Origin of the sequence: Bacillus thuringiensis (genome assembly GCF_001455345.1) — a bacterium.
Lineage (GTDB): Bacteria > Bacillota > Bacilli > Bacillales > Bacillaceae_G > Bacillus_A > Bacillus_A thuringiensis_N.
Genome location: NZ_CP013274.1, coordinates 4138414 through 4151577 on the forward strand (window position 1 = coordinate 4138414; position 13164 = coordinate 4151577).

Consider the following 13164-nt stretch of genomic DNA (forward strand, 5'->3'; position numbering starts at 1 on the left):
ATTTTTTTATGAAAGCGTAAATAAAAAATCACTTTCTTGGATAAAATACGAAAGATTCCATACATTTCACACCATTATCCTAACATTATTCGCTATATTTCATCAATATTCTAGCATAAAAAATAATTTAGAATTTTTTATTCTTAATCTTATTAAATACAACTTTCAAAATTTAGCCCTTTATCTTTGCCTATTCTTTAACTTTTAGTATGTGTAATAGCGCCTTGTTACAAGGCTTATATAATAAAGATTTTTTCATAATTACTTTAGTTTATAAAAGGTGGGAGAGTCATAATGAATGTCGATATTTCCGTAGATCGGACGTGGCAAAACAATTTTTTAAATAGAATTGACGAAGATGGCCCTTGGACAAACTGGGATTTATATCATTTAGCTTATGAAACAGAAAAATCGTTACTTGTTCCTACTTTCGATGGACTACAAGCACCGAAACATTTATCCCATTTCACACCGCTTCCTCATCAATTAGAAGTCGCTCAAAATGTTATTGAACAAATGAATGGTAAAGCGATTCTAGCAGATGAAGTAGGGCTTGGAAAAACGATTGAAGCTGGACTTATTTTAAAAGAATATATGGTCCGCGGACTTGTGAAAAAAGTACTTATACTCGTCCCAGCCTCTCTCGTGTCACAGTGGGCATATGAACTAAATACAAAGTTTTTCATTCCAGCTGTAGCCCAAAAGAAAAGCTACTCGTGGGAACAAGCCGATGTGATTGTATCATCAATTGATACTGCGAAACGTTCACCACATCGTGATATCGTTTTGAACTTAGAATATGATCTTATTATTATCGATGAAGCACATAAACTTAAAAATAATAAAACAAAAAACTATGAATTTGCACAACGATTAAAAAAGAAATTTTGTTTATTATTAACTGCTACTCCTGTTCAAAATAAGATTGATGAAATTTTCAACCTCGTTTCTTTATTAAAGCCAGGACATTTAGGCAATCAGTCCAACTTTGAAGAATATTACGCTTCAAAAAATCGTTCAGCCGAATCAGATGAAGATTTAAAAGCTCTTATTAACAAAGTGATGGTCCGAAATCGACGTCATAATACTGGAATTGATTGGCCAAAAAGACATGTACGCACAATTTTTGTTGAGTTTAATGAAGAAGAGCAAGCTTTGTATAACGATATTGAAAATTGGCGAGGACAAGATGCCTTCACATCCGCTTTCTCATCATTAACTTTAAAACGGGAAGCATGTAGTAGTCGTGAGGCTGTTTACTATTCATTAAAAAAACATGTAGAAAAACGACAGAAGGAAAATGAACATTACATAAAGGATCCGCATATTGATGTGCTAATGGACAAAATTAATCATATTCCGTTTAACTCAAAAGCAAATAAAGCGCTAGAGCTTATAAAAGAAATTGACGATAAAGTCGTTATCTTCACGGAATATAGAGCGTCACAAATGTACTTACAATGGTTTTTACAACAACACGGTATTTCTTCCGTCCCATTCCGCGGCGGATTTAAACGGGGGAAGAAGGATTGGATGAAGGAACTTTTCCAAAATCATGCGCAAGTGCTAATCGCAACGGAAGCTGGTGGTGAAGGAATTAACTTACAATTTTGTAGCCATATGATCAATTACGATTTACCATGGAACCCAATGCGCCTTGAACAAAGAATTGGACGTATTCACCGTCTTGGTCAAAAGAATGATGTTCATATTTATAACTTAGCTACAAAACACACTGTTGAAGAACATATTTTGAAACTGCTATATGAAAAAATCAATTTATTTGAGCGTGTGATCGGGGAACTTGATGAAATTTTAACGAGAATTAATATGAAGAACATCGATGCACACATTCAAGAAATATTTGCGCAATCAAAAAGCGAAGGAGAAATCCGAATTAAGATGGAAAACTTAACATCTATTATCGACTTTGCGAAACGAAATGAAGCTGAGGTGCAAGGCTATGCAGCAACATGAAATTCATAATTACTTATACAATTTTTTTGAGGCGAATAACTGTGAAATTTTAGAACGTTCCCCTCATCTATTGGATGTGCAGTTAACAATTGAGATGGATAAATTATTAATGAACCGTCCTTTTTATTGGCACTATCTTGAGAAAACAGGAGGCGTACCGAATCCGATGCGCCTTACTCTCATTACAAATCCAGAAAATGAAGAAAACGATGGCGAGCTTATTCACTACGGTTCACCACGTCTTCATCAAATTTTCCAAACGACAAAAGAATTAGGATCTTACATACGTTTATATGAGGACGTACGGCATAGCGGGGCGACACATACACCGCTCCATCCGTGGCTCGGTGTAAATATTAAAGTTTCCTATCAATGTGATCGAAAAAAAGACATCCTTCACTCCATTGGGATTCATCTCATTTCCGGTACAATGATGGCAAACTTTCATGAAACATTAGCTAAAATTAAACTTACACCGAAAATACCTGATTTTTGTTTTACGCTCTCGCCTATCATTAAACCGCAAAGCGGTTTACAACGTATAGAGGACGCTTTAAAGAATATAATTGCGGAAGATGACCATACGTGGGCGAAAGAAGCAAGAGTGCGCTGGAATCACGATTTAGATCTTTTAAATCGTTTTTATGAAGAAAGTGATGAACTTCCTGAAAGCTATGAAATTGAAAAACAAGCCTTGCAAGAACAGTATGAACCCCGTATTACAGTGCAAATTATTAACGGTGGACTTTTTTATGTTACCGCTAATCATTTTCTATCTTAAAAAGCTCCTTCTGTTTTAGAAGGAGCTTTTTTGAGTTATCCTCTGTCGCCATTACGCTCTTGTTGTTTTTGTTTTGCCATACGTTTTTGATATGCACGATCCTTTGCACTCACGTGATTTGCATCAGTTGGAAGATTTTCTTTTGAACGACCAATTCCATTGCTCATCTTTTCCCCTCCTTTTTTATACACTTTAAAATGCACTCTTATTTTCCGCTAGATGCACCATCCTTATACAAAAATAAGAGTAGCCAATGGCTACTCTTACTCACTCACATATTTTTGAAACATATCATGGATGCCTTTATTTACAAGGTTCGAGATCTGTTCGTCAGATTTATTCGGATAACGATCACGCAATCTGATAGATGCCTTCACCATTAAATTTTCTAATACAGAACGGCCACCTTCTCCATAAATAATTTCAGCATATTTAACAAGCCTTCCATCCTCTACTGTTGCTGGATTATGATTGAAGAAAAATTTACTCATTGTCTCCACCTCTCTCTTTTGATAACGTTTACATTTATATAGATTATTTATGTTATTTATTTCACAATATTGTATGCATGTATATTTAATTAGTTTCATTATAAAGCAACATATCGATAGTAAATATGTGATTTTCCGTCCATTTTGTGAACAAACTAAGAATGAAAGCGTTTCCTTTATTATATACTAAAAAAACTTACTACGCTAGGGGCAATTTTTCCAATCTACTAATCATATACTTTTTCTTTTTTCATTAAACCTTATACAATTTTCAGAAATTATATTATAAAATATATGTATGACTTAAGGAGGCTGTATATGAATCAAAATAAAAAAGCTATATTAGATCTTGTCTTTTATCTCGTAATCCCATTCCTCATTTGGAAATTTGCAAAACCTTATATCGATCCTTATTACGCGATGTTACTTTCCTCTGTCCCAGGAATTATTTATACACTGTACACCTTTAAAAAAGAAAAGCAGTTTAACGTGACAGGATTCTTTATTTTAATTACACTCATTTCTAATACAACGGTAGATTTATTATCCGGATCAGCTGAACGAATGCTGTGGAACGATGCGTATTATCACATCGTACTCGGCATTATCGTCATATGTACAATATTTATAAAAAAACCACTTATGTTATATTTCGCAGCAGATATTGCCGCATTGCAAGGCCATGACCGTGATAAAAGTCGTGAACTATATCGTGATAGTCGTATCTATCCAGCACTACAATATTTAACACTATTTTTCGGGCTGCAATTCATATTAAAAAGCTTCTTAAAAATTTATTTCATCTCTGTTTTCGGTGTAGATGGCTACGGTGAAATGAGAGCGATTATGACTGCTGTCGGCTGGGGCATTTCTATTTGTATCGGCATAGGGTTCGTATGGGTAAACAATAAAATACATGCTGTTACAGAAGAAAAAGAATCCGTACAGTAAATACAAATCCCCTAGTAGTATGACGCTACTAGGGGATTTGTATTTTGCTAGACATATTGCGAAAGAGTTAACTTGATTTTTTTCTTTTATCTTTTACATTTCGATAAAACAAAGCAGCACTCAGCGGCATAACACCAAACCATTTATTCATAAATGGCTCTTTTTCAGCACGGCGTTGTTCTTTCTTTTGTTTACGATCTTCTTTTGGAGCATCCATATACGACACAAATTGCTGTGTCACAAAGCGAACATAATCATTAGTAGACATATTATCATCACCTCTACTTGATTAGTATGTCCACTTTTTTATCCATTAATCTTTTCCTTTAATTCATTCATAATTTGCTTTACAGACTTATTCGTCGTATCGATATGAATATGAGCCTCTTCATAATAAGCTCGGCGCGATTCAAATTTCATCACAAATGCCTCTATATCTTTCTTCTGAAATAGTGGACGCGTCGTATCTTCACGAAGTCTTTCTGCAATTACATGTGGATCACAATATAAATACACGACAGTTCCATTTTCCTTCATCCACTTTCGGTTTTCCTCTCGTTCAATGATTCCACCACCAGTTGTAACAATTACATTATGAACAGGTAATGAACGTAACATTTCACTTTCATATTCCCGAAAAGTCATTTCGCCTTCTGCGGCAAAAATATCACGAATTGCCTTCTCTTGCTTCTCTTCAATTTTTTGATCGGTATCTACAACATCCATATGAAGTTCTTTACTTAATGCTTTTCCAATTGTTGTTTTCCCAGCTCCCATATAACCGGTTATGTATATAGATTTCATGTTCGTTCCTCTCAATCATCCGTTATTATTTGTTATTATAACGAAAGATTACATTATTTAATAAAAAAACGTTTTGTTCTCATTATGCAATGATGAACAAAACGTCACATACACCCTTTTACTTATAAGTACCTCTTCTCACCCACTGCGTTGCAATCCATTTCTCACCTTTCGTTACAGGTGCCCCTCCGTGTAACGTAAGCTCATTTAGTGATTGATCTTGATAGAAATACTCAAAGTATACTGCCATTCCCTTTCTAGGGTTCACAGAAAGATTTAATTTCGGAAAGAATGTTTCTCCCCCTTCTTCTACATCATTTAAGTACATGACAAGCGTACTAATACGATTATTAGCAGCTGATCTACTATGTTCCGCAAAATAATCATAGTGCGCTTTATATTGTTGATCCACTTCATAATTTAAAATGTGTAATCCTTCTCCATGCGACGCAGGAACATTCATGATAGATGCAATTCGTTTTTCAATCTTCTCAGTAAGTTCATTATCGTCTAAAAATGCACCCTTACTCGTTCGAATATCATTTACATCACGTGATGAACCAACTTTTGAGCGTGCTAATTTATTTTTAGACAATTCGATTAATTCATCGCACTCTTCATCACTTAATACATTTCCTAACACGACAATAAGGGGTTCTTCGAATTTTGAAATAATTTGTATTTCCCTATCTTCTGTCATAATTGCATTTCCTTTATGATCAAAAATAGTTTGTTCCTTATTTTCACCTATTTGATTGTTATTTGTCATTTCCCTATTCTCCCTAAAAAATATGTTTAGATAGCATGAATATATCATATTCTTTCTACCTTTCTCTTTTTTGAGAAAATTTAAACTTTAAATTGTTTTATTTATCCATTTCCTAAAAAAACAGCCTATTCTCAAATGAGAAATCATAGTTTTTTATCCACATATTTTACATACTATCCTTCTATCCAATCGAATATTTTCTCATCCTTTTTTCTATACCGAAAGCTTACTTTATAGAAAACTTCTTGTTTTATTTTGCACTGCAATGAAACGAGAATAACGTCGTTTTCAAAAACATAATTCCCACTTGCTTCGCCCTTTTCATAATGAAAGAAAAAAGTATCTTCCTTTTCTTTTTGCTGTAAGTCTTTTTTTATATTTGTAATAGATCGATTTAGTAGTTCCTCCAGTACAAATTTTTGCTCTATTTCAGTATAAAAATTTTTATCTATAAGCACCATATTCGTTTCGTATACAAAGAACGAAGTTAATAATACTAGAAAAATGATTGTTCCTGGCATCGTAAATCCAGCTTGTTTTCTCATGTATTTATTTCCATTTCGCTATATCTTACAGCTACACCTTCATATATTTTTCCACTCCTATCTTTCACATTTATAAAAAGCAAATGAGGTGTTACTTCATACGAAACCATTTCAACATTTTGTAATATAACTTCTCTTCCGCGCATATTCACTTTTCTTACAAGATGATTATTCAATTTTTCATACGTCACTTCATCTCCAGTGCGAAGACGGAAGCGCAACATACTATCTTTATTCTCAGGAACTATTTTTTCTACAAATGATACTTCACGAAACTCTAACTGTACTTGTCCTACAAATACATCCCATTCCCAATTATTTAATCCTTTCGACAGTTTGTTTTCTATTCCGATAAGATTTAAACGTGGCAAGAGCAAAAAGAACAGTGACAACAGAAAAAAACATACGATCATTTCTATTAATGTAAACCCAGCTTCTAATTTATTTTTTCTCCTGCATAAAAACATTGTTCCATCATTCTTCCTTTCACATCTCTCCACATAGCACAAACTTCATTTCCTCCCCAATATGTGTAATATACATTTCCGTCTATGACTTTTTCTTTCTGCTGCTTTGCCTCATTCTCATACATATATAAAGCCGCTTCTCTTTTTAATAATACAAATGCTTTATAACGAATTTGTATGTTTTTTCGTTCTTGCATAATCAATACTGTTTGCGGAAGTAGTAAAGATACCGCCATCATTAAGATGCTTAATGCTACAAGCATTTCAGCCATCACTGACCCTTTTTGACATTTCACGATACGTAAATCTCCCTCTGCCAAGCTGAAATACAATATCATATTTATAACTTCGATACGAAAGTAGAATCGTGCCACCTCTGTTAATATTTCCACTTGGATTATATGTCATCGGATTTGGAAAAGTATTCAAATCAATTTGTATATCACTATCATATTCTCTTTTAATGATAGAAAGATTCGTACTCGACTCTCCTATATAATACATATGTCTATCTTTATGCCATCGTAATGTATAGTGTTTTTGACGGTTTATCGCTAATTGTTGCATATACAAAATATCATTTGAAAACTGTCTCAAAAATTGTTCGATTTTTTGTTTTTCATATAATGAATGTACGTTATAATACGTGACCATACTTAATACAGAGATTGCAAATAGAACGAGTAGCATTTCTAAAAGAGTAAAACCCTTTTGTTTCACAATTTCCCACTTGTTACTGTGCCATCATTTGAAATATGAATGGATTCACCATTCGGACACTTATCAGCTGTAATATATTTCCCATCACTTAGCTCTTTTAGCGAGGGAATTTTATTATGTTGTAATTGGTATACTTGTATTTGGGCTTCTATAGATTTCACATAAGCTTTACATCCTTTTCCTTCGACAGATGACCGCTGCGTAACTACATTTGGAATAATTAATAGTAATAATACAGTTATGACGACCATAACTAATAACATTTCTAAAAGAGTAAACCCTTCCTCATTCTGCATGTAAGTACCTCCTAAATAGAATTCATCATTTGAAACATTGGCATAATCATCGCTAAATACATAAGAACGACTATTCCTCCAATACACATAAATAAGATCGGTTGAATGATCACTAGCATACGTTTAATTTTTTGCTCCATCTTTTCCATAATAAGATTGCTATAGTCACCTAATTCAATCGCCAAATTACCGTTTGCTTGTCCATGCGTAATAATATAAGAAAGTTCTTTCTCATAATATCCACTTTTAGCAATAATGGATTGTAACGATTCTCCTGCAATTAATTGGTGCTCAATTCGGCCCGCTTCATACTGAAAGAACGGATGATATTTTTGCTCCATCATTATTGTTAGAGCCTCAAGTACTGATAATCCGCCATGTAATAAACTGCTCAATTGAGTGGCGAAATAATGTGAATGCTTTAAAATAAGAAATGTTTTTACGAAGGGGATACGAAGCATAATTTTTACCTGCTTCATATGCGGAAGTTTCCGGAAGTAAAGCATATATAAACTACATCCAATCAAAACGATAAAAAGAGTACTAAAAATAAGGTAAGGTAGTAGCTTAATTGTACTTAATATTTGTTTTGTAAATAACGGTGCTGTAGAACCAAACGAACTATATACCATATCAACCTGTGGTAATAAAATGCGGTTAAAAATCAAAATCATGATTATTAAAAAAAACGCCAAAAACATAGGATACTGCATTATTTTCAACATATCTTTCCTATACTTAACCTTTTTATATAGAAGTGCGCTCCCTTGTTGCAATGCAAAAGAAAGATCACCATGTTGCTCGGCATAAAATAAATAGCTTAACATCTCCTGATGAAACTTTAATTGATGAAAAGAATCGTGTAGACTTTTTCCATCTTTTAATCCATCAATCATATGCTGCAATTGTACTTTCTTTTCTACAGGTAATTGAAACCGTAAAAATTCTAATGCCTGCAAAAGGGAGTATCCTTTTTCTAATAGTTTCCCTAATTGTTTCAGTAATACTACTTGATCACTTAAACTCCATATTTTCTTAAACATAAACATCCTCTTCTAAAAATCCTAACGCGTATCCTTTTCGTATCGAAGCTTCTAATGTTTCATGCTTGTATGTGACACATTCTCCATTTGCTTCTTTAATCGCTTGTTTTAACTCATATCCATATAACAACTCATAAATACTCGCTTGTCTTACTTGCCTCATTGATTTACATAAAGTTGAGCACTTTCTTTTGCAAAACGGACACTTTAATTCGACAAGTCGCTGTGCAGCTATAGCCAATAAAGATTGTTCAATCTCTTGCCTCGTTACGCCAAAATCCATGAACCTGAGTATCGCCCCTTTCGCATCATTCGTATGCAGTGTCGTCATTACTAAATGTCCAGTCAAACTTGCTCTTATTGCGATTTTCGCTGTTTCTTCATCACGGATTTCACCAACTAAAATAATATCTGGATCATGGCGTAAAATAGCCTTTAGTCCCGCCTCATATGTGATACCTGCTTTTTCATTTATTTGAATTTGTAATAAATCGTCATTTCTTTTTTCAACTGGATCTTCCAGTGTAACGATGCGGCGCGTTTTCTTTTTTCTAATTACCTCTAATAATGCATACATTGTTGTTGTCTTCCCAGAACCAGTCGGTCCAGTAAATACAAGTAACCCATGTGAATACCTTAAAAAAGAGAGTAATTTTTTTGCTGTACTTGGAAATAACGAAAGATGAGATAACGGCTGAATAGATGCTTGTAAATGGAGACGAATAACGAGACTTTCTTGATATACAGTTGGAAGCGTGGAAAGGCGTAAATACACTTCTTGTCCATCCATTTGTAAATACAGTGAACCATTTTGTGGCTTTCGCCTCTCTCCTATATCCATGGATGCTAAAAATTTAAAGTGTGAAACGAGTTTTTCTCCAAATTCCTTTTCAATACAATGTTTCATCATTAAATCTTTTCCTATACGTAGTTGAATTGCCACGTCCTTCTGCCTCGGCACGATATGTAAGTCCGACGCTTGTACCCTACACGCTTCTTTCAAAATCGTATTCGCAAAACTTTCAATTCCATTCATCATTTTTCCCTCCCCACTATGTATATAGCATGAAAGAATTCATAAGAAAAATCGGCATTTTTGTATTTTCACTAGGCGAAAAAGGAAAAATATGTTTGTGAAATTATGAACAATTTCCGAATTATTGTCTGAAATTACCTATACTCATGTTTATCTGTATTATAATGTTATTATCTTGGATAAAGTGATAAAGGTGGAGATCCTCATGGAACAAGCTTTAAAAATTACAGGTGTATTATCTGATCCAACTCGTTATTACATTTATAAATATATTTCTCAAAAACATAGCTACGTAACTGTACAAGAAATTGCAGATGAGTTTGACATTCATCCAAACGTAGCACGCTTACATTTATCTAAATTAGAAGATGTTCATATGCTTAAATCGGAAACAAAGAAAACTGGAAAAGGTGGAAGACCAAGCAGATTATATGTATTATCTGATGATGTTATCCAATTACAATTTCCATTCCGTGATTATCAATTGTTAGCAAGAATAGCATTTAATTCTTTACTTAGCCTTGGTGCTGCTGGTGAAAAAGCGCTATACGAAACAGGAAAACAATTCGGAGCAGAATTAATGCAACAACATATGCACCGCTTAAATGTGAGTGAAGAAGACTTAACAGTAGAACAAAAAGTTCAAATTGCAAAAGAAGCTTTCTCAACAGCTGGTTTATCACCAGCATTTGAATTAAGTGCAGATGGAACAAAAATTTTCTATGATGTACACAATTGTCCATTTAAAGAAGTTGCTGTTCATCATCCAACTGAAATTTGTAATATGCACGGAGATATGATGAAAGGGATTTTTGAAATCCTATTCCCTAACACGGAATTAACACGAAATGATAGTTTACTAGATGGCTGTAAATCTTGTAATTATAAATTAACACTTTAATTTTCCATATAAAAAGAAGCCAATTATAATTGGCTTCTTTTTATATGAACGAATATTTACAATAGTAAGAAAAATAAACTATAATGAAGTGAGGTTTACTTTTTTTAGAAAAGGAGGGAGATGGCATGGAGCGCATGTTTCGCGTTCTCGGCTTTTGGACTGGAATTTTCTCGGTTATGTTTTACGTAGGGGATATGCAACAGGCTGCACTACTATTTTTAGGACAAACAGGCTTCTTCGTACTTTTAAGCTATTTAAAATTAACAGAGCGTATGTATATATACGTATTCGGGGCATATTTAACTGTTTTCTTCATAGGATTTACATACTACACGACATTCTTACTTGTGCCTGGGGCTGGACATTAAAAGATGGCATTTTGCCATCTTTTTTTAATCCCGGAATTTCCTAGTTGACTTATAGGTTTTATTACCTTATATTCTATATAACAGATTGGAATTAGGGGGAATCAACATGAATACACTGCTTGTCGGAATTAACGTTGCAGTCATGCTCATTTTAGTTGGCGTATTATATTATATGCAACGTAAGCATGTATCTTTTAATAAACGCGTATTTACCGCTTTAGGAGTCGGGATTATCTTCGGTCTTATATTACAATTTATTTATGAGCCAACTTCTAAAGTAATTATTGAATCAAATACTTGGTTTGGCTTAATCGGTAACGGTTATGTGAAGTTACTTCAAATGATCGTTATGCCACTTATTTTAGTATCTATTATTTCAGCATTCACAAAATTACAGTTAACGAAAAATCTTGGTAAAATTAGTGGTCTTATTATCGGAATTTTAATTCTTACTACAGGAATTGCTGCAGCTGTCGGTATCGCTACAAGTGCAGGATTTGATGTATCTGCAACAGGCCTGCAACAAGGTGATGCAGAATCTGCTCGTCTGAAGCTAGTTGAAGAAAGATTTACTTCTATTGAAAAAACAACAATTCCAGATAAATTATTAGAACTATTGCCTACAAATCCATTTCTTGATTTAACAGGCGCTCGTCCAACATCAACAATTTCTGTTGTAATATTTGCAGCATTTATCGGTATAGCCTTTATAGGTGTAAAACGAAAATATCCAGAACAAGCAGAGCTATTTAAGAAGATGCTTGATGCTGTATATGCAATCGTAATGCGTATGGTAACATTAATTTTACGCCTTACTCCATACGGCGTATTAGCTCTTATGGCAAAAACAGTTGCTGGTAGCGATATAAATGCTATTTTAAAACTTGGTAACTTCGTGTTAGCGTCTTACGTGGCACTTATCGTAATGTTCGTTATTCACTTATTATTAATTGCTCTATCTGGTTTAAATCCAATTCAATATTTGAAAAAGGTGTTCCCTGTATTAACATTCGCATTCACATCTCGCTCTAGTGCTGGTGCAATGCCATTAAATATTGAAGCACAAAAAGAAAAACTTGGTATTTCTGAAGGAATTGCAAACTTCGCAGCATCATTTGGAGTATCTATCGGACAAAACGGTTGCGCAGGTATTTATCCAGCAATGCTTGCAATGATGGTCGCTCCAACTGTAGGAATTGATCCATTACAACCACAATTTATTTTAACTTTAATCGCTGTCGTTGCTATTAGCTCATTCGGTGTTGCCGGTGTTGGTGGCGGTGCAACATTCGCAGCGTTAATCGTACTATCGACAATGAACTTACCAATAGGTATTGTCGCTCTTGTTATCTCAGTGGAACCATTAATCGATATGGGTCGTACAGCTCTTAACGTAAGTGGTTCTATGACAGCAGGTCTTATTTCAAGTAAATGGCTTGGTGAATTAGATCAAGATACGTACAATCAAGATGATACAAAAACTGGTGAAATTGCTTCATAATCAAAAAAGGACGCTAACAAAAATGTTAGCGTCCTTTTTAGTTCTTTCCATCTTCCTCTTTATCTTTTATACATAAGGCATAACATATCGTTTCAAACACTATGTAAAATCCCGTTCTTTATACTTCATTTCCATCTCCTTAAACACGGAAAAAGAGAATACAATAACATATTCTCTTTCCTCAAATATATTTCATTATCTCACAGCCCGTCCTTTTCACAAATAACCATTTTGTTCGCACCATTTATGAAATTGTCCTACGTCTACTCCAACTAACACGATATCCTTGAGCTCTACATCAATGATTTGTTCTCCAATTGCAATAGCAAACTGCGATTCTAATTTTGTCTCGTTTTTCTTTACAATTCCAATTCGGTTCCGATGCGGTCCATCTTTTATATATGCTTTTTGTCCTACAATATCAAAGTTCAAGATTTTCACCTCTTTTACTGCGCTCAAATTGGAAATACGATCTCCACCTCGGAAAATTTCCTTTCATTGCACTATTTCTCTA

Annotated in this window: 20 protein-coding genes; 7 read left to right on the top strand and 13 right to left on the bottom strand. The window is 34.0% G+C overall.

The window, feature by feature from the left end:
* Positions 1-294 precede the first annotated feature (294 nt).
* Both ATN06_RS21565 and ATN06_RS21570 read left to right on the top strand, forming a co-directional pair.
* Positions 295-1977, top strand: coding sequence for a DEAD/DEAH box helicase (locus ATN06_RS21565; protein ID WP_060632257.1), 1683 nt, complete (start codon positions 295-297; stop codon positions 1975-1977).
* Positions 1964-2758: a YqhG family protein gene (locus tag ATN06_RS21570; RefSeq protein WP_060632258.1), complete on the top strand. Its 795-nt coding sequence runs from the start codon at positions 1964-1966 to the stop codon at positions 2756-2758. Before ATN06_RS21565 ends, ATN06_RS21570 begins: the two co-directional genes overlap by 14 nt.
* A 35-nt stretch (positions 2759-2793) precedes the next feature.
* On the opposite strand, the gene ATN06_RS29625 is transcribed toward ATN06_RS21570, so the two are convergent.
* Together ATN06_RS29625 and ATN06_RS21580 are read right to left on the bottom strand one after the other, a co-directional pair.
* Entirely contained in the window at positions 2794-2925 is a 132-nt protein-coding gene (locus ATN06_RS29625) for a hypothetical protein (protein WP_000064669.1), read from the bottom strand.
* Positions 2926-3021: 96 nt separating this feature from the next.
* Positions 3022-3249: a hypothetical protein gene (locus ATN06_RS21580; RefSeq protein WP_000032702.1), complete on the bottom strand. Its 228-nt coding sequence runs from the start codon at positions 3247-3249 to the stop codon at positions 3022-3024.
* A gap of 73 nt (positions 3250-3322) precedes the next feature.
* Between ATN06_RS21580 and ATN06_RS28805 the strand changes: the two genes are divergently transcribed.
* Together ATN06_RS28805 and ATN06_RS21585 are read left to right on the top strand one after the other, a co-directional pair.
* Positions 3323-3439 (top strand): hypothetical protein, encoded by a 117-nt coding sequence (locus tag ATN06_RS28805; RefSeq protein ID WP_003279814.1) that lies wholly within the window; start codon positions 3323-3325, stop codon positions 3437-3439.
* A 128-nt stretch (positions 3440-3567) separates the two neighbouring features.
* Complete coding sequence (locus ATN06_RS21585; RefSeq protein ID WP_001073110.1) at positions 3568-4200, top strand: VC0807 family protein; 633 nt, start codon at positions 3568-3570, stop codon at positions 4198-4200.
* Between the two features lie 67 nt (positions 4201-4267).
* Here the strand turns inward: ATN06_RS21585 and ATN06_RS21590 are convergent, their stop codons facing one another.
* The 10 genes from ATN06_RS21590 to comGA all read right to left on the bottom strand — a co-directional run bounded on the left by ATN06_RS21590 (position 4268) and on the right by comGA (position 9880).
* A complete protein-coding gene (locus ATN06_RS21590; RefSeq protein WP_000106080.1) occupies positions 4268-4468 on the bottom strand; it encodes a YqzE family protein in 201 nt (66 codons plus the stop codon).
* Positions 4469-4506: 38 nt separating this feature from the next.
* Complete coding sequence (locus ATN06_RS21595; RefSeq protein ID WP_060632259.1) at positions 4507-5004, bottom strand: shikimate kinase; 498 nt, start codon at positions 5002-5004, stop codon at positions 4507-4509.
* A 118-nt stretch (positions 5005-5122) separates the two neighbouring features.
* Positions 5123-5773, bottom strand: coding sequence for a prolyl hydroxylase family protein (locus tag ATN06_RS21600; protein ID WP_060632260.1), 651 nt, complete (start codon positions 5771-5773; stop codon positions 5123-5125).
* 173 nt (positions 5774-5946) lie between these two features.
* Positions 5947-6318, bottom strand: coding sequence for a competence type IV pilus minor pilin ComGG (gene comGG, locus ATN06_RS21605; protein ID WP_060632261.1), 372 nt, complete (start codon positions 6316-6318; stop codon positions 5947-5949).
* Positions 6315-6785, bottom strand: a complete 471-nt coding sequence (comGF, locus tag ATN06_RS21610; RefSeq protein ID WP_060632262.1) for a competence type IV pilus minor pilin ComGF — start codon at positions 6783-6785, stop codon at positions 6315-6317. Before comGF ends, comGG begins: the two co-directional genes overlap by 4 nt.
* Positions 6755-7057, bottom strand: a complete 303-nt coding sequence (gene comGE / locus ATN06_RS21615; RefSeq protein ID WP_060632263.1) for a competence type IV pilus minor pilin ComGE — start codon at positions 7055-7057, stop codon at positions 6755-6757. Before comGE ends, comGF begins: the two co-directional genes overlap by 31 nt.
* Positions 7050-7505 carry a comG operon protein ComGD gene (gene comGD / locus ATN06_RS21620; protein ID WP_060632264.1) on the bottom strand — a complete coding sequence of 152 codons (456 nt, stop codon included), beginning with the start codon at positions 7503-7505 and terminating at the stop codon, positions 7050-7052. Before comGD ends, comGE begins: the two co-directional genes overlap by 8 nt.
* Positions 7502-7801, bottom strand: a complete 300-nt coding sequence (gene comGC, locus ATN06_RS21625) for a comG operon protein ComGC (RefSeq protein ID WP_060632265.1) — start codon at positions 7799-7801, stop codon at positions 7502-7504. Before comGC ends, comGD begins: the two co-directional genes overlap by 4 nt.
* Before the next feature lie 11 nt (positions 7802-7812).
* Positions 7813-8844 (bottom strand): competence type IV pilus assembly protein ComGB, encoded by a 1032-nt coding sequence (gene comGB / locus ATN06_RS21630; protein ID WP_060632266.1) that lies wholly within the window; start codon positions 8842-8844, stop codon positions 7813-7815.
* Complete coding sequence (gene comGA / locus ATN06_RS21635; RefSeq protein ID WP_060632267.1) at positions 8837-9880, bottom strand: competence protein ComGA; 1044 nt, start codon at positions 9878-9880, stop codon at positions 8837-8839. The genes comGB and comGA overlap by 8 nt, the downstream gene beginning before the upstream one ends.
* Before the next feature lie 205 nt (positions 9881-10085).
* Between comGA and ATN06_RS21640 the strand changes: the two genes are divergently transcribed.
* From ATN06_RS21640 to ATN06_RS21650, 3 genes are all read left to right on the top strand, one after another.
* On the top strand, positions 10086-10781 hold the full coding sequence (locus tag ATN06_RS21640) for a helix-turn-helix transcriptional regulator (protein WP_060632268.1): 696 nt from the start codon (positions 10086-10088) through the stop codon (positions 10779-10781).
* A gap of 125 nt (positions 10782-10906) precedes the next feature.
* Positions 10907-11149 carry a DUF2626 domain-containing protein gene (locus ATN06_RS21645; protein WP_000440717.1) on the top strand — a complete coding sequence of 81 codons (243 nt, stop codon included), beginning with the start codon at positions 10907-10909 and terminating at the stop codon, positions 11147-11149.
* A 106-nt stretch (positions 11150-11255) separates the two neighbouring features.
* Complete coding sequence (locus ATN06_RS21650; RefSeq protein WP_060632269.1) at positions 11256-12650, top strand: L-cystine transporter; 1395 nt, start codon at positions 11256-11258, stop codon at positions 12648-12650.
* Between the two features lie 216 nt (positions 12651-12866).
* Here the strand turns inward: ATN06_RS21650 and ATN06_RS21655 are convergent, their stop codons facing one another.
* Complete coding sequence (locus ATN06_RS21655) at positions 12867-13082, bottom strand: DUF3912 family protein (protein WP_001008328.1); 216 nt, start codon at positions 13080-13082, stop codon at positions 12867-12869.
* Between the last annotated feature and the right edge of the window lie 82 nt (positions 13083-13164).

Coding starts and splice junctions, on each gene's coding strand:
- ATN06_RS28805 (WP_003279814.1), top strand. CDS start 3,323: ATGCATGTATATTTAATTAGTTTCATTATAAAGCAACATATCGATAGT.
- comGC (WP_060632265.1), bottom strand. CDS start 7,801: ATGCAGAATGAGGAAGGGTTTACTCTTTTAGAAATGTTATTAGTTATG.
- ATN06_RS21580 (WP_000032702.1), bottom strand. CDS start 3,249: ATGAGTAAATTTTTCTTCAATCATAATCCAGCAACAGTAGAGGATGGA.
- comGE (WP_060632263.1), bottom strand. CDS start 7,057: ATGGCTGAAATGCTTGTAGCATTAAGCATCTTAATGATGGCGGTATCT.
- ATN06_RS21565 (WP_060632257.1), top strand. CDS start 295: ATGAATGTCGATATTTCCGTAGATCGGACGTGGCAAAACAATTTTTTA.
- comGG (WP_060632261.1), bottom strand. CDS start 6,318: ATGAGAAAACAAGCTGGATTTACGATGCCAGGAACAATCATTTTTCTA.
- ATN06_RS21640 (WP_060632268.1), top strand. CDS start 10,086: ATGGAACAAGCTTTAAAAATTACAGGTGTATTATCTGATCCAACTCGT.
- ATN06_RS21595 (WP_060632259.1), bottom strand. CDS start 5,004: ATGAAATCTATATACATAACCGGTTATATGGGAGCTGGGAAAACAACA.
- ATN06_RS21590 (WP_000106080.1), bottom strand. CDS start 4,468: ATGTCTACTAATGATTATGTTCGCTTTGTGACACAGCAATTTGTGTCG.
- comGA (WP_060632267.1), bottom strand. CDS start 9,880: ATGAATGGAATTGAAAGTTTTGCGAATACGATTTTGAAAGAAGCGTGT.
- comGF (WP_060632262.1), bottom strand. CDS start 6,785: ATGTTTTTATGCAGGAGAAAAAATAAATTAGAAGCTGGGTTTACATTA.
- ATN06_RS21645 (WP_000440717.1), top strand. CDS start 10,907: ATGGAGCGCATGTTTCGCGTTCTCGGCTTTTGGACTGGAATTTTCTCG.
- ATN06_RS21600 (WP_060632260.1), bottom strand. CDS start 5,773: ATGACAAATAACAATCAAATAGGTGAAAATAAGGAACAAACTATTTTT.
- comGB (WP_060632266.1), bottom strand. CDS start 8,844: ATGTTTAAGAAAATATGGAGTTTAAGTGATCAAGTAGTATTACTGAAA.
- ATN06_RS21650 (WP_060632269.1), top strand. CDS start 11,256: ATGAATACACTGCTTGTCGGAATTAACGTTGCAGTCATGCTCATTTTA.
- ATN06_RS29625 (WP_000064669.1), bottom strand. CDS start 2,925: ATGAGCAATGGAATTGGTCGTTCAAAAGAAAATCTTCCAACTGATGCA.
- ATN06_RS21585 (WP_001073110.1), top strand. CDS start 3,568: ATGAATCAAAATAAAAAAGCTATATTAGATCTTGTCTTTTATCTCGTA.
- ATN06_RS21570 (WP_060632258.1), top strand. CDS start 1,964: ATGCAGCAACATGAAATTCATAATTACTTATACAATTTTTTTGAGGCG.